Below are 22,327 nucleotides of genomic sequence, written 5' to 3'. Positions count from 1 at the left end.
TATTAGAAAATCTAATGGTTGTTTGACGCAGAACAAAGAACACTGTTAATCCCCAAGGGACTTACTTATGATTCAACTGATCAAGACGCTGTTATCCGGAGAAAAAGCTATGAACTGGACACAAATCGCAGAAAATTACTGGGTTGCCCCACAACTGAACGCTGATGACATTGCAAACGCCGCAAATCAGGGGATTGAAGTCATTATGTGCAACCGGCCTGACGGTGAAGAAGCCGGACAACCGAGCGCCGAAGAAATGAAGCAGCTCGCTGGCGAAGCGGGTCTTGAGTTCGTCTTCCTGCCCATGCAGGGACCAAACTTCACGGAAGACTACGTCGCAACGGTCAAGCAGCTGAATGCGGACGGTCGTCGCGTTCTGGCTTATTGTCGCTCAGGTAACCGAAGCTCCATTCTGTATAACGCGGCCACTAACGCCTGACAGGAATGAACGCAGGGCCCTATTTACCGAAAATCAGTGACCTCCAAGCGGGTCTGTTCGTCGCATTGGTCGGCATTCCACAATGCCTGGCATACGCCATGCTGTCAGGATTGCCGCCCATGTACGGGTTGGTCACAGCGGCCATTCCCGGAATGATTGCCGCCCTTGCCGGTAAAAGCGCGGGCGTCACAGTTGGCCCGACGAACACCACGGGTTTGATCATACTGACCTCCTTAAGCCCTTGGGCAGGGCAACCAGACCTGTTATTAACCGCCATGGCTACCCTGGCGTTTCTGGCCGGGCTTTCACGCTTGTTTATTGTACTGATGCGGGCCGAGCGGATTTTTGATTTTGTACCCGAAGCCGTCATGGTGGGTTTCGCAACCGGCGCTGCCATTATTATTGCTTTAATGCAGTTGGATGAGTTTCTGGGCGCGCCCTTTTCCAATGTGCGCAATGTGGTGGATGAAATACGTCTGCTGTTTCAGTTTGACTGGGCTCAGTTCAGCTTTTCCAGTTTTCTCCTCGCTACCATCGCCTTAGCGTCCGTCATCCTCGGTAAACGTTACGTACCAAAGATACCCGTTCCCCTCATGGTGTTAGTTATCAGCATCATCCTGGTGGCGTTTAACCTGACCCCGATGGCCGAAGAATGGATCACCCTGGGGGACACGACGGTCATCAACGATGGCTGGCCCAAACTGGCGCAGACTTTTCCTGGCTGGAGTATGATTCAAGCTTTGATTATTCCGGGGTTTGCCGTCGCATTTATTGGTTCTCTCGAACTCATTGTGACTTTACGCAACCGCCAGGAACCCGCACTTTTGCGTCGTGAACTGGGCAGTCAGGGGCTGGCTAATCTGGTCGGCAGCCTGACGGGGGCTTTTCCGGCCAGCACGTCGTTAACGCGATCTGTGCTGCTCGACATCGGGGGCGCACGCACACTCTGGGCTCCATTCATTGCAGCGCTGGTGCTTATTCCGATCATCCTGTTCGGATCGGATGCCATTCGCAGCATTCCGCAGCCGGTTATTGCCGGTTTGCTCATCGCGACGGCGCTGTCCATGCTCAAACCCGCCGCTATCCGCCAAATGCTGCGCGTGAATTCAGCCACCCGAAGCCTGTTTCTGGTGACCGTGTTCAGCACGCTAATCCTGAATTTTCATGAAGCCATTCTGCTCGGCGCCGCCCTGGGCATTGTCATGTTTCTGTTTCAGGCCAGCCAAACCTCGCTGTATCTCTATCGCGTAAATGAACGCCAAATACTGGAACCCGTCAAGACCCCGGAGCAGTGCGATCATCTGCTGATTCAGGTTTCCGGCAGTCTTTATTTTGCAGCCGCCCGGCAATTGCCCGACCGGCTCGATGCCCTGATTTGCGAGTCAACAAAAACGCTGACGCTGGATCTGGGCCATGCCCATCATGCCCGGGTCGCCGCCGTGCAGGCGTTGTTAAATTTTGCCGAGCATTGCCAGCATCGCGGTATTCGCCTGGACATTTCGTCACCGTCACCCGAGCTTAAACAACTCACCCACTCAATGGGTGTGCGATTACCCTGGAGTGATCAAACCCTTCATATGCATCTGAGCCGGGAGCAAACCCCATGAGTGATCGACTGAATCCTAATCTGGAGCCCATGGTTTTCTCTGGACTCTATACCGTGTCGAAAAAAATGATCAGTTTCATGGAGAAGGCTGCCCGGGTGGCAAGAACCAACGCCTCCATTCTTGTGCGTGGTGAAAGTGGCTCTGGTAAAGAACTGGTGGCCCGTTTTATACACGAGCAATCCAAACGGGAAAACAAAACGTTTAGCGCTATCAACTGCGCTGCGCTGTCTCGTGAACTCATGGCCTCGGAACTGTTTGGCCATCGCAAAGGGGCGTTTACCGGCGCCAGCCATGATCGTACCGGTTTACTGCAGCTCACCGATGGCGGCACCCTGTTCCTGGATGAAATCGCGGAAATGCCGTTGGACATTCAAGCCGGACTCTTGCGTGTGTTGCAAGACCAGTGCTTTACGCCCCTGGGATCCAGTGAAGTCATTCACACCGATATCCGACTGATCAGTGCAACTCATGAATCCATACGTCGGCGCGTGTCTGAAGGCGAGTTCCGAGAAGACCTGATGTACCGGGTACGGGTTGTGCCTTTGTATTTACCGCCGTTGATCGAACGTGATCGAGACATCGAAATGCTTTGTTGGCATTTTATTGACGAGTTTAACAGCGAGAACGACCGCCGGGTCCATCGTATCTCTGAAGACGCCTATGATGCGTTGCTGCAATACCGCTGGCCCGGTAATGTTCGGGAACTGCGCAACGTGATTGAGTACGCGCATGCCATCGGCGAAGGAAATAAAATTGAAATTGCCGATTTACCGCCGGAACTCAGAGGAGAAGCCCCTCCGGATGAACGGGAAGAAACCGTCGAAGTGCTTGAACGCGAACGTATTCTGGAACAACTCAGGATGCACAACGGTCATAAGCAAAAGGTCGCGGATGCGCTGGGTATTTCCCGGGCGACACTGTGGCGAAAAATGAAAACGTTAGGCATCTGAGGAGCCCCCTGTCATGACGCTATCCGCCATTCTATTTACTGTATCCGCCATGATTGTCGCCGCATTTCAACTCGCCTTGGTGGCCGGAGCCCCCTGGGGAACTGCCGCCATGGGCGGACGCTATCCGGGTGTTTTACCGCCCAAAGCTCGGGCCTTGTCTCTCATCCAAGCCCTGATAATGCTGCTTTTTATTTTAATTGTACTGACCCGGGCCGAACTCATACTGCACGACTTTTATCATCTGTCAGTAACGCTTATCTGGTTTGTGACCGGTTTGCTGGCGCTGTCGTTACTGGGCAATCTGGCCACGCCAAGTAAGATTGAGCGCAATATCTGGTCACCAGTAGCGCTGGTACTGCTCGCCACCGCCGTGGTTACCGCCACTCGTTAACTCGACCGTTGGCGATTCGGCTGTGGCCGCCTGCTATTCGTTAAAAATAACCGGTCTCGTTTAACGAAACGATACATCGATAAAGACCGGATCATGATCGGAAAAACCGTAAAACTCCGGCAGCCTTAGCCGGCTCAAAAACGGTACCTGCGTAGCACCGGCCACTTGCCCACTGTTAATCGGCCAATAGCCTGATTGCAAAACCAAACGCTCAGCCATCGCGTTTCCGATCACGTAATCGAGCACGCCCGGCTGACCGTCATAGACGTAGCTGTAGGCATTCGCGGTCCCCACAAGAGTCTTCCAACCAGCTCGCGCAAGCTTTCGAATCGGACGCTCATTGGCATAGGCATTAAAATCCCCAATCAAAAAGGCCGGCTGATCCTCTGGAATCGAAAGCCAGCCCAGAAGCCGGTCAACAGCATTCAGGCGTTTAACCATACAGGCCCCTTCTTGTTGCACCGATTGGTCGGTGTCTTCCGGACACCGGCTGCCCTTAGACTTCAGGTGCGCCACTACAACGCTAAAGCGCTGACCACTGCGGATTGCTTCAAACTCCTGAAGCATAAACGGTCGGTGCCATCGATTTTCCCATTCAGGCAACTCCGTAATGGAGCGTGGCTGACCAACCTTTACCACGGTGCGCGCATTAAACAGCATTGCGTTTTGAATAGCATCAGTCCCGGTTTGACGATCCGAAAAGGTAACGGCCTGATAACGATCATCACCAGTGAGATGGTTCAGCGACTCGATCAGGTCGATCAAGGTACTGTTTTGACCAAACCCATCGTTTTCGACTTCATTCAGCGCAATGACGTCAGCGTCCAAGCGAACGAAAGCCTGACTGAGACGATTCAGTTTACGCGCATACTGCCGCTGGTTCTCCGGCCCTCTTCCATCCCTGAACCCGCTGCCACGGCCATTCCCATTGAACAGGTTGTTCACGTTTGAACCGGCCAAACGAAGCGCCCTGGCGTCTTTTTTGGGTAGGCTAAAATCCATTGGTGTTATTGACACCGGTTGCACGGGAATCAACCGGTACGCTCCGAAACCGTAACTGACTACTGCGTCGAGCGGGGCCAGCTCACTGCCCAAATGCAGTTGATCCAGCGTTTCAACAGTCGCCAGATAGTCAACTTCCGTTGGTGAAACCGAGGTACTCGGATCGTCGACCAGCCAACGTTCAGAAACAGGCGAACCTATGACACGTGGAGCCAGCTGCAGTTGCCCGAACCGGCTCAGTTGATGGTTCTGACTAATGCTCAACCGAGGCACCTGCACTTTCACCGCTTCCAGAGCTTCACGTTGAGTTTCCGACGTTTGCATCGGTAAGCTAAGCGCTTCAGGAGCCTGGCTCTGTCCACAACGATCGAGCAAACGAACCTTTGTTAACTCTGTCAGCCCATAAAACTCTTTGACCTGGCCACGGAGGCGAACGCGTTCTCCCGGCCGTACCCGACTGTCTGAATAAACAAACAGGCCATGCGATGCTGATGGATCTCTGTCGGCCTGTTGAATGAAAAAGCCATCCAGCTTATCCGCCCCTTGAAACACTGCCGATACCGTGGCCTCGACAGTCACCGCCTGACCAACCAAGGGTGACGCCATGCCCCGTCCTTGAATCGCTTCAATGGAAGTCGCTGAGTCACCGCAATCAGCCAATGCGGTCAAAGAATATAAGCTGCAGAACAGGCCAACCAAGATGTTTCGATTCATTTCCCTTGCCCATCGTTTTTCCACCGTCGGTCACGTTATACTAGCGGTTTTAGCCAATTAGCTGTAGCCATGTCTGTCTCCGACAAACAAGCGTCAAACTGGTTAGTTCGACTCGGACACCTGTTATTTGTACTGTCCATCATTCCCCTGCTTCTGACCGGACTCCGGATTGCCGTTGCCAACGAACCAGCGCTGATTCGATTTTCTATGCTGCTTCCGCAAGGCAATGTCCATCAATGGCACTTTTATGCAGCAATGGGGTTCGGTGTTGCCACGTTGCTCTACTCAATTGGACGCGTCCGACGTAAACGATTGCCTCGGCTGACGCATCCGAAAAAAACGATGCAATGGTTTAATGCAACACACTATCTGGCTTGGGGGTTACTGTTCGTTAGTCTGCTCACCGGATTACAGCTGATAAGCCAGTTTTCAATACTGCCAGTGGACCTGACTTTACGACTGCATCTGATTTCAGCACTATTGTTTGTCATATATCTGCTCATCCATACTGTGCTTGCCTTTGTCGCACTGCCCTGGCAAACCGTATTGCGATTTTTCAGTCTGCGTAATGCTCGTTGGTATTACGCACTGGTACCGATCGCATTGAGTATCGTCGTTGTCGGCACCACGTCTCTGTTACTGCTCAGACAGCCAGTATTAACGCTGAAGAAAACGACATCTCAGATCGAACTCGACGGTGATCTGCGCGAACCTGCCTGGCAGTCAGCCAACACTGTCGCCATAAAAACCTACCAGGGTTATGCGCAACCCGTAGACGGTACGACGGTCACGATCAAGGCCCTGCACGATGAAGAGTATGCTTACTTTTACCTGAACTGGCCGGACGCCACCCGAAGCCAGGTGCATGTGCCATTAGTTAAAACCAACGAAGGCTGGGAAGTTGTACAAACGGCTTTGGGAACCGCCGATGAAAATCGCTTTTATGAAGATAAGCTGGCCATTATGTTGTCGGAATCAGATCAATGGGCCGGCGCCGGTACGGTTCAGTTAGGCCAACACCCACTGAGTCATCAACCTGCCCCTGCAAACGGTCGTGGCTTACATTACACAACCGACCAGAGCATTGCCGATGTCTGGCATTGGAAGAGTGTACGCACCGGTCTCAGCATTCAACAGGCCGATGATAATTACTTCGGCCCACCGTCTCCGAGTGACTCTGAATACAAACGCTACACCGGTGGCTATCAGAAAGATCGGGATGACTGCGAACATCTGCTTCGCTGGGACGGCCAGGATTACCAAACCAAACCCAACTGTGGCGGCTATGTGATGAACTGGCGGCTCTACAGTGATGATCTTGTCGTTCCGATTCGTCTTCCCAAGGACCCGAGTGTACTGAAACGGGTCGCACAGTTCGACCGCAATCCGGACACATCAGACTTTGGAGCCTGGTGGCTCGACTGGGACGACACCGTCGCTTACCACCCCGATGATGATGATTATCCTGTAGGTACGATTATTCCTTCGGTGCTCAGCCTCGGGCCGTTTTCTCAGGGACGCGGCGATGTTCAGGCGGTGGCATATTGGCGTGATGACCATTGGCAGATGGAAATAAAACGGGCGTTAAATACGGAGTCAGTATTCGATTTACCGATCACTGATGACGTGTATCTCTGGGTGAGCACCTTCGACCACTCTCAGACACGTCACTCATACCATTTAAAACCGATCAGACTCAAACTGGAATAACGACGGACACACCCTGCACACCGCAGTTGATGATCACGTTACAGTCATGAATGCCCCAGCGCGTTCATTAATCCGTTTACGTCGGTTGAACCTAACAAAACAACCTGTCCAGAGTGCAACTCGACTTTGACAGCCGACAGCCCAGAAACGGTATAGAGCCAACCTTCCGGTGTCAGCCGAATGCCATAACCCCAGTACCATTTGGTTGCTACCGCCGCCACAGCTTTAATGTCCGACAGTGCAATTTTCTTTTTCCAGAACCTAGGACCGAAGTACCAAACCACAGACTGGTCATCAACCTTGATGGTCAAGGATGAAAAAAGCACCGCCACCAATACCAAGAAAAACAACGCAATCCAGACGTGGTTTTCAAAGGGGGTCTGTGCAGTCCACAACAGAGTGCCCATCACTGCGGCTAAGACCAATAAAATCGGAGTGCTTATTTGAGTGTGTTTATACCTTGTCATCGCAAGCAACCTTTAATTTCCTGACGTATTCAATACTACTACTGTCGCATAACGCGCCCAATCTTTGAGTAGCACAAGAGCGGCCGTTTCAGAGTTTCTTTTTGGGAACCGTCAACAACAAAGGATGTTGTTACCGAGCACCCATGGCGGTCCGACGGTTCGGTGGGTTTACAACGTGTTTCCAGAAAGAAGTTCTGAAAACGGCCCGGTTAATCTATGGGACCGCAATGATTCAATATGAAATGATACACGAGCTTAAAATATGACCCGTGTCTAAACAATCAAACCTCGACGACCGACCTTCCCCCGAAAGACTTCTCTGAAACTTTTTTTCCGCTAGCGTGAGCACACGGGCAATAACCCTAACCGGGATTTGTCCGATCACAGGATCGTGATGTCGACGTACCCGATCCACCATGCAGCGTTATCTCGCTGACGATAATAATGGAGAAAAATGTAATGAGAGTTTCAATTTCAGCCGCACTGCTCGGCCTGACCTTGAGTCATGCCGCACAGGCAGACGACATCTGGATCAGTATGGGAGCTGATGGCTATGAATCCCTGAAAGATCACTACCCCGCTTTGATTCAGAAGCAAGCACCACTGCCGGCAACACTGCTTACTGAGGATAGCCAGGCCATCAACCTGATTCAGGTGAATGAAAAACACCTGTCGATCATTTCTGAGATGATGCACCATGAACACAACCGATGTGGCGGGTTCATCGCGCATGATTCTTTAATGAGCGCACAAGATGAGTTGGCACAAAGCCAGATTTTGATGAATCAGGGGCTGACACTGGAAAGCCTTGTGGCCGGCTACTCACTGGATAACGCCCCAGTGGTCAATGCCCTGCAACAAGCCATGACCGAACCCGGCATACGAGGCATCATCGAGGACTTACAGGCTTTCACCAACCGCTATTACACCTCAACACACGGTGAAAACAGCGCGATATGGCTTCGCGATGAGTGGTCAGCGATAGCCGCTGGTCGTGATGACATTACGGTGACCCTGTACGACCACAGCTGGCCCCAATCTTCGGTTGTCATGACCATTGAAGGACGCACAACACCAAACGAGTACGTTGTATTGGGTGCGCATCTGGATTCCATCATCAGTGGAGGCATGAGCAACAATACCCGCGCACCCGGCGCCGATGACGACGCCTCCGGTATCGCCACGTTGACCGAACTGATCCGGGCCATCACCTCCACCGATTTCAAACCCAACCGTACGTTGACCTTAATCGGCTACGCCGCCGAAGAGGTCGGTCTGCGCGGTTCGAAAGACATCGCTCAGGACTATCGCAACAGCGGTAAAAATGTCGTTGGCGTTCTGCAACTGGACATGACGAACTATCAGGGCTCCAGTCAGGATATCTATATCATTGATGACTATACCAACGCGGCTCAGAACGATTTCGTCGAAGATCTGGTTGTCACTTATCAACCGTCCCTGTCGGTCAGCCGAACGACCTGCGGCTATGCCTGTTCGGATCACGCGTCCTGGACCAACCAGGGTTTTGCCGCTACCTTTCCTTTTGAAGCGACCTTTAGTGGCGCGAACCCATACATCCATTCCTCGGGTGATACCCTGGATAAGAGCGGGAACAACGCTTTTCACGCGTTAAAATTCGGTAAACTGGCAGCAGCGTATGTTGCCGAACTGGCCAAAGGCAACATGAGCGATACACCGCCTGACCCTGACCCGGGTGAAGACGTTACGGATACCTTTACCGGCAGTGTCGGCCGCAATGAAGAAGCCCGCTTTGGTCCGCTGTCTGTTGCAGGGCAATCGACAGTATCAATCACCATGACCGGAACGAACGATGCTGATCTGTACGTAAGGGTTGGCGCCGAACCAACCACCAGTGCCTATGATTGCCGCCCCTACCAGAACGGTTCTGCTGAACAATGCAGCGTCACCATCGGCAATAGCGATGCTGACGTGTATCTGATGGCACGCGGATACAGTCAGTCCACATCCAGCTTCACCATCAATGCGACCTACACCCCCGGTGATAGCTCTCCGCCTCCGACACCTACGACAGAAACCTTCTCTGACAGTGTTGGGCGTAATCAGGAAGACACCTATGGACCATTCAGCATTGTTGGCGGCAGTGATTTCTCAGCCGCAATAACCGGCACTAATGACGCCGACCTCTACGTTCGTTTCGGCAGTGCGCCGACAACCAGCAGCTACGACTGCCGGCCTTATAAAAACGGCAGTAGTGAAAGCTGCGAGTTGACGGCAGCGGCATCGGACACAAGCGCTTATGTCATGGTACGTGGTTACTCGTCATCAACCAGCAACTATGACCTGACAGTCGAGTATCTTCCGCAGCAATAAATCTTTTGCCGGTCTGATCAGACCGGCCTTTCCTCTTGCCCGTAGACGCGGGCAACTCCCTTTCAAGCCGTCAATGGTTTACGACGATCACAAAAGCATTTGAGTGGCAAACTGACCACGATGCAAAAAAGTTTTTCCTGCCGATACAGTAGAAACCTTGATAGGTTCAGATCGAATATCAGGTCTGCTTACCGCACTAAAAAGACTCAAGACTCACCTAACCAACTCAATAAATGCTCCAACATGACGCAAATTTTGGCACCAAAGCTCATGTCAAAATTCCTAGAGTGTTAACTCAATTCCATTAAAAACAAAAATAAACCTGGATAAGATTTTTAAGTGCTCAATTTGATTTTCTGAATAAAAGTTAACAAACGATACCGTTGATTGACGATTATGAAGGAAACCAATCATGTTCAAAAAAACGTCAAAAAAAAACAAAGAAATCGCCTTGACGACCGTTCAAATATTGGGCACATTGGCGCAGACCAATTCTTAACCAATTGGTCAACTTAGTATCACAGGGTCATTTATCCCTGCCGATGGATGGCTGCGTGATTACCATCAGACATAGGAAGTACTATGAAAAAAAGAATAAAACCGTTACCACTACTCTGCCTGGCTGCACTGACAACCGCAGTTCACGCGCAGCCCATGATCACGGCCGTCGTCGACGGACCCGACGCTGACAACCTTAAAGCACTTGAGCTTTATGCAACCAGCAACATTGCTGATCTATCGGCCTATCAAGTTGCCATTGAATCCAACGCAAACACGGAATTCAATACAACTAAAATCTCTCTACCGAGCGTGTCCCTCACAGCCGGTTCCTACTATTGGCTGTCCAATGGGACTGTCGAAAAATTTGAAACCTATTTTGGCTTTGCGCCCGATGCCTCGGATTTAAACTTAAATGTCAACGGTGATGACCGCTATGCCTTGATTAACGTTAATGACGAAACAGTCGTTGACCTGTTTGGCGAACGAGGTGTCGATGGCACCGACACCGACTGGGAGTACCTGGATGGTTGGGCCGCCAGAGAGGCGAGCTATGGCCCTTCAGCGACTTTTGACATCAGCGAGTGGACTTTTTCAGGAAAGAACGCGCTCGACAACACAATTACAAATCCATCAGTTCCGGTGCGGGGTGAAGCCCCAGCAGGCCCGACCATACCAGAGATCGGGGTGTGTGGTGATGAAAGCACACTGATTTCCGAAGTTCAGGGAGAGACAGCAACCCCTCCTGAGTTAGGTAACTATCATGTTGTTGAAGCGGTTATCCATCAGCTCGCATCCGGATACAGCGGTGTTTTCATTCAAGAAGAAGACTTTGATAGTGACTCGAACGCAGCAACATCCGAAGGGATTTTTGTCTATTTAGGTGGCTCCTACAACACCACGGTGACGGACAACAACCTGGCGGCTGGTTCACAGATTCGTATTGTCGGCCAAGTCTCAGAGTACGGCAATATTACCCAGTTAAGTGACATACAAGAGCTTGCGGTTTGTGCAGACTCCGTTGCGCTACCGACCCCAGCTCAACTTACCTTCCCTCTCACATCGTTGGATCAACTTGAAGCCGTAGAAGGTATGGCAGCAAGCATTACTCAGACGATGGTCGTCAGTGACTTCTTTGGTAATGGTTACGGATGGCTGAAGTACGGACAGTTTGTCGCGTCCTCAAATCTCCACTACCAGCCGACAGCCGTCACTGAACCTTCAGAGGCGTCCTATAATGCGGCCGTCGAAGCACGCATCCTTGACAGCATTCTGATCGATGACGGCTCCAGCTGGCGCAACCCGGAGTCCATTCCGTTTCCTAATGCGACAGGCTTCAGCAATAGTAACTATTTCCGTGTTGGCTACGACCTTTCAAACCTGAATGGTGCGATACACGGTTATTCAAGCAGCAGCACCAGCTTACCCTACGCGTTGATTCCATCAGTGGAACCGATTTTTGATTCTGCAGGCAATGACCGAACGCTTGAACCTACGGTCGATCGCAGTGGCAACCTGGTGATTGCCAGCATGAACGTCTTAAACCTGTTCAACGGAGTTGAAGATCCCGAAGTAAATGGGGGTGAAACCTTCTTCCCGGCTGACGACACTGAAGCCGACAAATATGGATATCGTGGCGCTTACTCTGAGGATGACTATCTCATCCAGCGGGGTAAGATTGTCGAAGCGCTTAAAGCTATGGACGCTGACCTGATCGGGCTGATGGAGATCGAAAATGACGGTTTTGGTGAGCTGAGCTCAATCCAGGCCCTGCTGACGGCATTGAATGCTGAAATGCCAACCGATCAACAGTATGTGTTCGTGAACCCTGAAACAGACAGCGGTAAAATCGGTACCGATGCCATTGCCGTTGGACTGCTGTATCGCCCATCCGTGCTAACGGCCAAAGGCGATGCGGTCATATTGGATTCATCCAACTCCCCGACTGATGAAGACGGCAATGCATTGTTTTTGGATTCTAAAAACCGCCCTTCTCTGATTCAAAGTTTCACACACAAGAACACAGATCGCGTGTTCACCGCATCGATCAACCACTTAAAATCCAAAGGCAGTAGCTGCGATGCCTTAAATGATCCGAACCTGGACGACGGTGCCGGCAACTGCAACAAAACTCGGGAACGTGCCGTTCAGGGTCTTATGGCGTTCCTGAGTAACGACCCGACAAATTCAGGCTCCAATCGACTGGTCGTGATGGGTGATATGAACGCCTACTCCAAAGAAACGCCCATTCAAATGTTTGAGTCTAAAGGCATGGTAAACCTGAAGGCTACAAACAAAGCGACAGAAGCACACCCGTTTAGCTACAGCTATGGCGGCTTTCTTGGAAGCCTGGATTACATACTTGGCAGTAACGCGATGACGTCAGATCTGCTCAGCATTGATGCTTGGCACATCAATTCATTGGAAGCAAATGCCTTTGACTACGATACAGATTTGGACCCCTACGATGACAACGATACCTATGCAAGCGTTGATCCGTATTACTCATCTGACCATGATCCAATCATTGCCAGTTTCCTGCTAACGAAGACCACGTCAGTACCGGACACAGGAGGTGATGACGGTGACGATGACAAGAAAGGCGGCTCACTTGGTTGGCCCATGCTCTTGCTCTTACCTTTGCTGGCGATTTACCGGAAAACCCGTGTAACCGCTTAAGCTAAACCATGGAGCACCAGTCTTCGGTGCTCCTTTTTCTTTCGTATTATTCAGTACCAGAGACATCTCCATGAACAAACAACTGATCTTCAGCACGCTGCTCACCAGCGCTCTATTGACTGCCTGCCACCCTGCCCCGGAGACAACGAAACCCCTATCAGTGACGTTGCTTCACGTTGGAGACAGTCTGTCGAACATCAATGCCAAAGAAATGGAGCTGACGGTCGCCGGCAATCGGTATCTCGCCAATGTCGGTGGAGCAGCGCGAACCATCCAGGCTTTGGAAACCCTCAGCGAACAAAATGAACACACACTCAGGTTTCATTCCGGCAATGCCATTACAGGGAACAGCTATTACACCCTGTTCGAAGGGAAAGCCGATGCCGAAGTCACCAAACTCGCCTGTTACGATGCCATTGGTATTGGTAGTCATGATTTCAACGCAGGCGAACCTGCACTTAAAGAGTTTTTAAACGGGGTTGATCGAGGCCCCTGTGTCACTACTTACCTTGGCAGTAACATCGAGTTTAAGGCGGGTGACTCACCACTTGCTCGCATTCAAAAAGACGACACGGTCATTCCGGTTATCCTGAAAATGGTTGAGGATGAGGCCGTAGGCATCCTTAGCATTAACCCTTCGGAAAAAACTCAAAACTCGTCTTCACCATTAGAGTCCACACGGTTTCACGATGAAGTTAAAACCGCACAAAAGCTCATCAATCAATTACACAAGTCAGACGTGAATAAGATCGTTGTTCTTTCGCAGCTAGGGTTTGAACGTGACTTGGATCTGGCATCAGCACTTAAGGGTGTCGACATTATTCTGGGCGCTGGCAGCCATACACTGATGGGGAACTGGACTGAAATCTCTGAAACCAGCTCATTAAGTTACCCAACTAAAACACAAGACGCCGATGGCAACCCTGTTTGTATCGCTTACGCCTGGAACCACTACTCAGCGGTGGGTGAGTTACACGTCAACTGGGACAATCTTGGGGTGGTGAGTAACTGCCAGGGAACCTTACATGTCTTGGTCGATGCACCCCATGAAATTGCAGGCAGCAATGGTGAGTTCTCGCCAATTTCAGATTTCCAACAAGCCATGGTTGTTAAAAGCCTGCAATCGAAATCACGGTTAATTCCAGTTTCTGAACAGGAACAAACGAAGAACATGATTGCCCATTTCAACAGTCAGATCGAACGCATCGAAAGTCGTGTGATCGCGACCGTGCAGGATAACCTTTGCCTGGAACGGATCCCGGGTGAAGGGCGTTCTAAAATTTGCAGCGCCGCAGAGACTCGCCAACACGGTTCTGTCATTACACCACTTGTTGCCGAAGCCTTTATGAAAGCAGTAAAGACCAGTGACGCTGCTATACAAAATGCCGGAGGCGTACGGACCGACATCAGTATGGGCGAGTTGACTGTAGGGCATGCTCAAAACCTGTTGCCATTCAACAACCTGATTATTGAGCTGTCGATGACCGGCGAAGAAATCAAGTCGGTTCTTGAAGAAGCGGTTGCCTACTCGGTTGATGAGAACGGAACCACGGGTGGGTTTCCGTATGCCGCCGGATTACGCTGGGATCTCGATATGAGCCAACCACGAGGGCAGCGTTTAAGTAATCTTCAGATCAACCCCCAGTTCACGAACACCTGGCAGGACATCGATCCAAGGGAAACGTATCGCATTGCAACCAACAATTACATAGCACTCGGACGAGACGGTTACGAAACCTTTGGTAAAGTGGTCCGAGATGGTCGGTATCAGGATACCTACATTTACTACACACAGGCTTTTGTCGACTTTGCTCGTAACCAGGGTACGCTGAAGCCAATGGCTCCGGCTAACCGACCGGTACAGTCTATAAAAGGGCTTTAATCCATAGGCAGGAGGGGCCTACCCCACCTGCTCCGATTGTGCAATCTAGTGTCGACGCTGGGTAACTTGGACAGTCTAACTTCAGCTTTCCGCGCCAGCTGACTACAGGAAACTGCGCCCAAAACAACCACCTTAGTTCAGAAATGATAATGTCCTGGCCAACAAGGCAGATAACGGTATAAATAATTAAGCTTGATTTTTTAAGCTCAGCGGTCAAACTTTGCGCCATCAAATTTCCCTACTTTTCTTAAGGTATTGTTATGGCCCTTCCGCACTGTCCTAAATGTGAATCAGAATACACCTACGAAGACGGCAACCTGTATGTTTGCCCGGAATGTGCTCACGAGTGGTCACAGGATGCGAGTGCAGACGCTGAAGACGCCCTGGTCATTAAAGATGCCAACGGCAACCCACTGGCCGATGGTGATACGGTGACGGTCATCAAAGACCTGAAAATCAAAGGCTCGTCTTCGGTGGTAAAGGTTGGGACCAAGGTCAAAAACATTCGTCTGGTCGAGGGAGATCACGATATCGACTGTAAGATTCCGGGCATAGGTGCGATGGGTTTGAAGTCCGAGTTTGTGAAAAAGGTTTAAACCGACCCAGTTAATCTATGGGACGACAATGCTTTTTTTTGGTTAGCCTTGAACGACCGAACAACACCCTGTTGTTATCCTTCATTCAACAAGCTCACGATGATTAATCATCGTGGGCGCTGAGTCCTAATAACCTCTTCTATCCATTCACCCTTCTGCTTACTGTAGGTTTTCCGATCATTCGGAAACTCCAACACGAGTCGTTGTTTGAGTTGGTCATACTGACGAGCCAATAAAGAATCATGTCTTAGGGCATTTCGAAAAATCAGATAACGCTCGAGCCGGTCGCTTTCAACTAATGAAACATGAATATAGTGCGTACGACATTCTTGAGAACCTTTGGTAAAAAAGAAATCTCCGGAGATATCCCGCTCGCCAAAGTATTGGTAAACATCGGGCGGTAAGCGCTTAGCAAGTGTCTCAAGAGCTTCTAGAGAATCGACCTCCAGACCGATATCAATAATCGGTTTGGCCTGAATACCGGGAACGGACGTACTACCAATGTGTTCAATTCTCGTTATGACATCGCCTGCGACATTTAACAGTCGCAGTCGTTCTTGCTCGTAGGCTTTTGGCCATTTTGTTGAGTAACTCGCCAGCAAAACTCGGCCTCGTTGCAATCCAATACTCACCTAATCCGTCCTTTTGTATTCGGCAATGAAAACGCATGACGCCCTAAGGCAAGACCACTCAGAGATCGGTCAAAGAAGCTTGCAGAGCCTCAACCGACTGGAGACCCAACTCACTGGTTTTCCAGCCGAACTGATCGCCTTTAAACCGGGGAAAGATGTGCAAATGATAGTGATCGAGTGCATTAAAGTCTGGGTAGGTACCATTGTTTTGCATGAACCCAATGCCATCTGGTTGATACTTGGCCTCAAGCCGTCGATACAGATCCCGAGCGACCTCATGTATTTCAAGAAACACCGCTTCCGGAAGGTCTAAAAAGGTTTTATAGGGTTTGACCGGGGCAATTAACAGATGTCCGAAATTAATCGGGTCATGGTCGGCAAAGGCAATCACGTGATCAGACTCATACACAATCGCGGCCGGCAGTTCCCGCCGGACAATCTTTTCGACTGTGGTGGTACTTTCCATATCGTTCTCCAAATGTTTTTGGCAGCGGGCGCTGGCTTAACTTGGCTAGTTAGTCGGCCTTACGTTGATCCCATTCCGATTTAAGAATGGCCAAAATCGCGGTGCTCCACCAGCGGTCTTTAAACCATCGATTTTCCACGAAGAGGCCTTCCTGACGAAACCCCAGTCGTTCACAAAGCTGAATCGCGGCACGATTTTCGGCAATAGTTTCGGCATATACCCGGTGGAGGTTGAACATACTGAACCCGATATCCAGCAAGGCAGACATCGCCTCTTCCGCAAACCCGGCCCCCTGGTATCGAACCTCCACACCACAGCCAACGGAGGCTTGGCTATCGGGTTCGACTCGCAGCCCCGCCGTGCCAATGAACTCGCCGGTCTCCTTCAGCACAATCGCCAACTGAAACTTCTGACGATCTAGGTCTTGCGCCTGAGCAGCAAACAAGGCGGCCAAGCGACGGGATTTGTCATCTGAACAATCCTCTTCGCTGTAAAACCGCTGATAGACAGCATCACGGGTTAACCGACAATAGGCATCGGCATCACTTTCAGAAAAATCGCGCAACCACAGTCGTGATGTTTCAATGTTCATTCAATCATTTCCTTAAGGGCACCCAGTCTTCGCAATAATCCCGCGCCAGGCCAGGATCATATCACGAACCACGAAAACCCAAACCCGACGACCATTTCTTACGCACAAAAAAAGAGCCGCAAGTGCGGCTTTCTGATGACATAGCGTCAGGTTTACTGAGTAAACGTCAGATCCATCCAAACCAGTCGGTGATCCGAGCTTTTTACCCCTGGGCCAACGAGTCGATGGTTCACATCGGCGATGCCCGGCCAGTAGACACCGCTCTGCTCAACCTTGTTGCCCCAGGTTCCCGGGAGCACATAGTCGGCGCGCATTTTCCAATCGGCGGTATGCGCAGGGGCGTTTTCATTAGCCGGGTCATTATCAACACCGCCCTGGCTTGTCGGTTGGACGTCGCCATTCACATAGGGAGACGCCATCAACAAACCAATGGGGTCGTCGGTGGCATCACCTTCCACCGGTGACGCGTTCAAGTCACCCATGATCACAAAGTGATGACGCTCACCTTTCATGCCACCGATATTGCCATTGTCGTCATAAATGTACGACGAACGTGCCGGGTCGACATAATCCCGCCAGAAACGCGTTTCATCGTGATTACGCAGGCCATTACGATCTTCGTCACCATCGAACACCGGCGGTGTTGGGTGGCTCGCCAGAACATGCAGCGTGTGTTTGCCGACTTTCACCGGAATGTCCCAATGGCTCTTCGACGACAGACGGAACACATCGAGTTCTTCCTCGGTGTACCAGCTTTCACCGGTTTCCGGGTTTACTGGCAGCTTGGCATCCGGCATGTCTTTCCAGAGGAACTTCTGGAACGTCCGGGCATTGGCATAGTCGATCGGGTACTGCGACAGCAGGACCATGCCGTATTGACCGTAGAACATCCCGAAGCCGTAAGCGTCATCGCCATACTGGCCAGACTGTCCATCTTTATTGAAGTCAAACGGCGTGATGATGCCGGTATTGCTTTCAGCCAGATAAACATAAGGGTACTCAATGCGCTCTGCCCCATTCCAGCCTTTGCCCAGATAGTTTTCCTGCAGTGCTTTCACCGCTGAGCCATCGGCCACATAGTCAAATTCCTGCAGCAAGACCACATGTGGACGGACACGCTGAATGATTTCAGCCACGTTTTGAATCTGTGCATCGTCACCGCTTTGAGCATCCGCCAGAATCTGGCCTTCGCTGCTGCGATTCAAATAGGCATTGAACGTAGCGACACGAACATCACCGGCATAGGACGGAACACCGACATCGGTCGATTGCAGTACCGTCACATAGTTTTGACGCGCCTGTTCAACCGTGTTGCCGTTCGCGTCTGTCACTGTCAGCGTCACCGTGTAGGTACCGGCGTCAGCAAAGGTGTGTTCCATGTTGGCATTGCCACCCACCGTACCGTCACCAAAGTTCCACGCATAATCGTAAGGGGCTTCACCGCCTTTAACATTGGCTTCGAATGTCACCGGCTCAATGGTGGTGACCGTGGTGCTGGCAATTGAAAAGTTCGCTTTCAACGATTCTTCTCCATAGGTGCTGATCAGTGTCGGGTTATCTACGCCCAATCGACGCCCCTCGCCGCCACCGGTGCCCGTAGTCAGATACCGGAACGCAATATGCGCCCCACCAGTATAGGCGGACACATCGACCTGATAGGCATTCCAAACTTCATCAACTTCCTGTGACTGATCGAACTCAATCTGCGTCCAGTTGGCGTCGAGCGGGTCGCCTTCACCAGTGTAGTCGTTGCTGATATAGAGCTCGAGCGCCGGGCCGCCATACTTGGTATAGACATCAAATGCGAACTGAGCATTTTGCCAATCAAGAATATAAAATTCCGGAGAAATCAGCCAATCATCGCTGGCGCTGTCCGCGCCGAAACCGTTTGCAACCGCACCCAGATTATCGGCGCGTTCTTCCACGACCCAATCGGCGTTGCTGGCGCGGGAATAGGTGCTGAACGTCCCGAAGGTACTGACGTCTTCAAAACCTTCCGTCCAGACAACACGTTCCTGATACACCCCTTTCAGATGCTTTTTCACGAATGCATTCGCAACACCATGATAGGCGCCTTCACCGCCGCCGGTACCGGTGGTGGTGTACAAGAACGCCAACGTGACATCACCGGTCAGTCCGACAAGATCAATCGGGCCGATCGTCATCCAGGTATCATCCAGGGTTGGCATTGCCAAACCAAGATCGGTCCAGGTCGCCGCGGCCGCATCACCAGAGTAATCCGTGGATGCCATCACTTTCAGTGCCGGTCCGTCATATTTCTGGTAAAAATCAAACTCCAGAGCAGCATTATCGGCCTTGCTGAGTTCTACCGTTGGCATGATCAACCAGTCTTCACTCGCCGTGTCGCCACCAAAGCCGTTCGCAAAAATACCGGCCTGTTCAGCACGAGTACCGGGTGCCCAATCTTTATCCGACGCTACACTGACTACAGACCAGTCAGATGGCACACCATCATTCAGGGCATCACCAACCAGCGCAGGCGCATCGTACAAACCACGAACGACAATGTTGTCGAGCTGCCAGTAACGGCCATCGCCACCGCCGGTGCCGGTCGACACATACTGGAACGCAAAGCGAACGTTATCACCTTCAATCGAGCTGATATCGACCTCACTGACCTCAAAGACATAGCTGCCGGTTGAAGGTTCATTCCAGCAAGGCTGTGCGCCATCGACAGCGCTGCATTCCGGAATCGCCGTCCATTCTGCTGACGCCGGGTCATCGTTTACGGCGGGGTCATAATCGTTCGAGTACAGCACATTAATCAGCGGGCCGTCGTAGTTATACGCCGCCTCAAACGCCAGTTGCGCATCGGCATAGAAGTCCAGTGCGAACGCCGGCGTAATGATCCAATCATCGCTGGCGCTGTCGGCGCCATAGCCGTTGTTTTGAGCGTAAAAGGCTTCAGAACGTTCAACCACTTCCCAGTCGGCATTGGAAGCCTTGCTGATCATGGTCAGTTCACCCCAGCCACCGGACTCAAACGTTTCTTCATAGAGTTTTGGTGTTGGGTTCGACAGCGTTGCCACACTCAGCTCGTTACTCAGAGCACCGAGCCCGGCCGCATTGTACGGACGCACACGATAATGATAGGTCGCCCCTTCGATCAGCTTCTTATCGAGATAACTGGTTTCGTTGACATCCAGACGCCAAGTCAGAATTTCCCAGGGGCCATTGCCGATCTTGCGCTCCAGTTGATAGCCCACTTCGTTGAAGTTTTCATCGTCGCTCCAGCTGAGCTGAATTTCACTGACCGACAGCGGCTTCGCGGTCAGTTCTGTGGTTGCGTCGGCTAAAGGCGCGTCCGTGTCGGACACGACCGCCGTCAGGTCCATATCGAACGACAGGTCAGAGCTCGAGGCATCGGATTGATGCACTTCCACCGCGATGACGTTCTCACCCGACTGCAGCGCATCGGCAAACAGTGCGTACTCATAGAAAGTGCTTTCTGCGCTGCCACCAATGCCCGAGCCGGCAAAGGTTGACGGCGTGATATCGCCTTCAGGCATGTTGGAACGCACCACTTCCTGACCATTGATGTAGACCACCGCACCATCATCTCGAAGCAACCGCAGGGTCAGCTTGATCACATCCGCAGGATTGTCGAGGGTGAACCTCTTACGGAAATAGGTTGTCGTAAACTTGTTATCAGCGTCGGGTCCAAAACTCAGTTCGGTCACTTCGTCGCCGTCTCCATAACCGAGTTGCGCATTACCACGCGCCCAGCCAGAATCGTCGAACTCCAGAGTATTCCAACCTTCAGGGGATGAGTTATCATCCAGATAAGCCCACTCGGCTTTGGAGCCCACCAGCTGCAGATTATCAATGTCTGCGCCCTTGAAGCCGTCCAAGGTCATAGTCACTGCTGAACCGGCCAGTGGTTGCCACAACGGCAGATTTGCCGGTACAGCGAATGGATTGGTGTTCTGATCAGCTTGCGTCAGGGTGCCCACGCCAGAGATATCGGTTTCAACACCACGCAGCGTTTCGTGTTCAGAGCCAAAGCGAACGGTATGGATATTCATTGCATCCGGTGACGCATGAATCAGCTTGAACTGCCAAAACGAGCCACTGTCGATGGTCCAGGGTTTGTCATCATCGGTCGGACGCGTCGGTGCGCCCCAGGAGCCTTCCCCGATGATCATGGTGCCGTTGACATCGTCACGTTTGAAGTCCTGATAGCTGCCTTCGTCCTGGCTGTAGACCACCGGGAAGGTGTACTTCGACATGTGCGTGTCCGACTCCACTATCAGCTTAAAGCCGGTGTCGGTGAACGTCGGAGCCCAGGCCGCTATCCGGCCTTCGCCTTCTGTTTTACCCGACGTATGCGGTCGCATTGGTCGGTGATAGTTGGCAATCTTCCAGTCAGCGTCTGACGCCTGCGCATCCGCCACAAACTGCTCATTCTGGACTTCCCAACCACTGGCATCCTGGTCCGAGTAAGCGCCGTAACCAACGCCCGGCTCCAGCTCTGAGTTCAGAGAGAAGATGTCCATCATTGAGCCGCCAATGTTGGCCACGTAATAGGACGACTCCGGAATACCGAACACATCACTGAGCATGTCGATGACGTCATTTTCGTGATTGCCGTGTGTCGCAATGATCGGATAAACACGCCCGTCATCGCTGCGGGCCAGCTGCCAGTCTTCCAGCCACTCAACCCATTGATCGTGGTTACCATCGTCCGTAAAGTCGCCATTAAACAAAATAAACAACGGCCGGAGTTTACTGACCAACTCATTCCCCATTTGACGGGGTTCACGGTTTGTCCGCGAGTCACCACCGGCTATATAGCTAAACTCACTCGGGGTGTTGGGTGCGGTCATAAACCAAGAGGCATCACCACAGCCCTCACTGTCACAGATTCGATAACTAACCGCCGTGTCCGGTGTCAAACCAGACAGGCGAGCTATATGAGTTTCCAGCGTGACACCGCCATCATCCGGATGCGCGAGAGTTGTAACCTGTTCGACAGGCTGAGTCTGCCAACTGTCGGGGGATTGGCCCTGACCAAACTCGACACGGGGATTTTCACCACTGACCTGCCGCCAGGCGATCGTCGCTTCGGTGTCTGGCTGTTCGGTCCAGACGACCCGTTCCAGGTCGGCAGCGGCCATTGTCAGCGATGGCAGCGCGATCGATGCCGCGAGCAAAGACGTTCTGAGTTTCACAGTACTATCCTTAGAGTTTTTTTGAATTGAATGAGAGTGTGAGCGTATGTCGGATGCGCGCATTGTCAGATGCGTCTGATTATTATTAGCCATCTCGACCTAGGGCCAATTTACGCGCCCCTGACACAAAAAATCAATGGTAAACTGCACATTTGGTC

15 protein-coding genes are annotated in these 22,327 nt (G+C 51.7%); 9 read left to right on the top strand and 6 right to left on the bottom strand.

Annotation, left to right across the window (positions count from 1 at the left end):
• Positions 1–67 precede the first annotated feature (67 nt).
• From MED297_RS17535 to MED297_RS17520, 4 genes are read left to right on the top strand one after another with little or no spacing between them, the layout of a single operon-like run.
• Positions 68–439 (top strand): protein tyrosine phosphatase family protein, encoded by a 372-nt coding sequence (locus tag MED297_RS17535; RefSeq protein ID WP_008047297.1) that lies wholly within the window; start codon positions 68–70, stop codon positions 437–439.
• Positions 440–444: 5 nt separating this feature from the next.
• Positions 445–2,046: a SulP family inorganic anion transporter gene (locus MED297_RS17530; protein WP_008047295.1), complete on the top strand. Its 1,602-nt coding sequence runs from the start codon at positions 445–447 to the stop codon at positions 2,044–2,046.
• A complete protein-coding gene (locus MED297_RS17525; protein WP_008047293.1) occupies positions 2,043–2,996 on the top strand; it encodes a sigma-54 interaction domain-containing protein in 954 nt (317 codons plus the stop codon). The genes MED297_RS17530 and MED297_RS17525 overlap by 4 nt, the downstream gene beginning before the upstream one ends.
• A 13-nt stretch (positions 2,997–3,009) precedes the next feature.
• The gene (locus MED297_RS17520) at positions 3,010–3,387 is read left to right on the top strand and encodes a hypothetical protein (protein ID WP_008047291.1); all 378 of its coding nucleotides are present in this window, start codon (positions 3,010–3,012) and stop codon (positions 3,385–3,387) included.
• Between the two features lie 60 nt (positions 3,388–3,447).
• Here MED297_RS17520 and MED297_RS17515 read toward each other — a convergent pair whose 3' ends face one another.
• A complete protein-coding gene (locus tag MED297_RS17515; protein ID WP_008047289.1) occupies positions 3,448–5,103 on the bottom strand; it encodes an ExeM/NucH family extracellular endonuclease in 1,656 nt (551 codons plus the stop codon).
• Positions 5,104–5,172: 69 nt separating this feature from the next.
• On the opposite strand from MED297_RS17515, the gene MED297_RS17510 reads away from it, so the two are divergent.
• Entirely contained in the window at positions 5,173–6,813 is a 1,641-nt protein-coding gene (locus MED297_RS17510; protein ID WP_008047287.1) for an ethylbenzene dehydrogenase-related protein, read from the top strand.
• Between the two features lie 44 nt (positions 6,814–6,857).
• Here the strand turns inward: MED297_RS17510 and MED297_RS17505 are convergent, their stop codons facing one another.
• Positions 6,858–7,280, bottom strand: a complete 423-nt coding sequence (locus MED297_RS17505; protein WP_040557495.1) for a hypothetical protein — start codon at positions 7,278–7,280, stop codon at positions 6,858–6,860.
• A gap of 459 nt (positions 7,281–7,739) precedes the next feature.
• Between MED297_RS17505 and MED297_RS17500 the strand changes: the two genes are divergently transcribed.
• From MED297_RS17500 to MED297_RS17485, 4 genes are all read left to right on the top strand, one after another.
• A complete protein-coding gene (locus tag MED297_RS17500) occupies positions 7,740–9,632 on the top strand; it encodes a M20/M25/M40 family metallo-hydrolase (RefSeq protein ID WP_008047278.1) in 1,893 nt (630 codons plus the stop codon).
• Between the two features lie 582 nt (positions 9,633–10,214).
• A complete protein-coding gene (locus MED297_RS17495) occupies positions 10,215–12,809 on the top strand; it encodes an ExeM/NucH family extracellular endonuclease (RefSeq protein ID WP_040557494.1) in 2,595 nt (864 codons plus the stop codon).
• Between the two features lie 70 nt (positions 12,810–12,879).
• Positions 12,880–14,691, top strand: coding sequence for a bifunctional metallophosphatase/5'-nucleotidase (locus MED297_RS17490; RefSeq protein ID WP_008047274.1), 1,812 nt, complete (start codon positions 12,880–12,882; stop codon positions 14,689–14,691).
• Positions 14,692–14,951: 260 nt separating this feature from the next.
• Entirely contained in the window at positions 14,952–15,287 is a 336-nt protein-coding gene (locus tag MED297_RS17485; protein WP_008047273.1) for a zinc ribbon domain-containing protein YjdM, read from the top strand.
• Positions 15,288–15,394: 107 nt separating this feature from the next.
• On the opposite strand, the gene MED297_RS17480 is transcribed toward MED297_RS17485, so the two are convergent.
• The 4 genes from MED297_RS17480 to MED297_RS21555 form a co-directional block, all read right to left on the bottom strand.
• Entirely contained in the window at positions 15,395–15,919 is a 525-nt protein-coding gene (locus MED297_RS17480; protein WP_008047272.1) for a GrpB family protein, read from the bottom strand.
• A 58-nt stretch (positions 15,920–15,977) separates the two neighbouring features.
• Positions 15,978–16,385 (bottom strand): HIT family protein, encoded by a 408-nt coding sequence (locus MED297_RS17475; RefSeq protein ID WP_008047271.1) that lies wholly within the window; start codon positions 16,383–16,385, stop codon positions 15,978–15,980.
• Between the two features lie 49 nt (positions 16,386–16,434).
• Positions 16,435–16,977, bottom strand: a complete 543-nt coding sequence (locus tag MED297_RS17470; RefSeq protein WP_008047270.1) for a GNAT family N-acetyltransferase — start codon at positions 16,975–16,977, stop codon at positions 16,435–16,437.
• A 152-nt stretch (positions 16,978–17,129) separates the two neighbouring features.
• Positions 17,130–22,169: a choice-of-anchor J domain-containing protein gene (locus tag MED297_RS21555; RefSeq protein ID WP_008047268.1), complete on the bottom strand. Its 5,040-nt coding sequence runs from the start codon at positions 22,167–22,169 to the stop codon at positions 17,130–17,132.
• Between the last annotated feature and the right edge of the window lie 158 nt (positions 22,170–22,327).

This window comes from Reinekea blandensis MED297, assembly GCF_000153185.1.
In the GTDB taxonomy this organism is placed as follows: domain Bacteria; phylum Pseudomonadota; class Gammaproteobacteria; order Pseudomonadales; family Natronospirillaceae; genus Reinekea; species Reinekea blandensis.
This window is presented reverse-complemented; position numbering and strand designations above follow the sequence as displayed.

What these genes read in the sequence shown, in the direction of transcription:
- MED297_RS17535 (WP_008047297.1), top strand. Translation starts at nt 68, where the DNA reads ATGATTCAACTGATCAAGACGCTGTTATCCGGAGAAAAAGCTATGAAC.
- MED297_RS17530 (WP_008047295.1), top strand. Translation starts at nt 445, where the DNA reads ATGAACGCAGGGCCCTATTTACCGAAAATCAGTGACCTCCAAGCGGGT.
- MED297_RS17525 (WP_008047293.1), top strand. Translation starts at nt 2,043, where the DNA reads ATGAGTGATCGACTGAATCCTAATCTGGAGCCCATGGTTTTCTCTGGA.
- MED297_RS17520 (WP_008047291.1), top strand. Translation starts at nt 3,010, where the DNA reads ATGACGCTATCCGCCATTCTATTTACTGTATCCGCCATGATTGTCGCC.
- MED297_RS17515 (WP_008047289.1), bottom strand. Translation starts at nt 5,103, where the DNA reads ATGAATCGAAACATCTTGGTTGGCCTGTTCTGCAGCTTATATTCTTTG.
- MED297_RS17510 (WP_008047287.1), top strand. Translation starts at nt 5,173, where the DNA reads ATGTCTGTCTCCGACAAACAAGCGTCAAACTGGTTAGTTCGACTCGGA.
- MED297_RS17505 (WP_040557495.1), bottom strand. Translation starts at nt 7,280, where the DNA reads ATGACAAGGTATAAACACACTCAAATAAGCACTCCGATTTTATTGGTC.
- MED297_RS17500 (WP_008047278.1), top strand. Translation starts at nt 7,740, where the DNA reads ATGAGAGTTTCAATTTCAGCCGCACTGCTCGGCCTGACCTTGAGTCAT.
- MED297_RS17495 (WP_040557494.1), top strand. Translation starts at nt 10,215, where the DNA reads ATGAAAAAAAGAATAAAACCGTTACCACTACTCTGCCTGGCTGCACTG.
- MED297_RS17490 (WP_008047274.1), top strand. Translation starts at nt 12,880, where the DNA reads ATGAACAAACAACTGATCTTCAGCACGCTGCTCACCAGCGCTCTATTG.
- MED297_RS17485 (WP_008047273.1), top strand. Translation starts at nt 14,952, where the DNA reads ATGGCCCTTCCGCACTGTCCTAAATGTGAATCAGAATACACCTACGAA.
- MED297_RS17475 (WP_008047271.1), bottom strand. Translation starts at nt 16,385, where the DNA reads ATGGAAAGTACCACCACAGTCGAAAAGATTGTCCGGCGGGAACTGCCG.
- MED297_RS17470 (WP_008047270.1), bottom strand. Translation starts at nt 16,977, where the DNA reads ATGAACATTGAAACATCACGACTGTGGTTGCGCGATTTTTCTGAAAGT.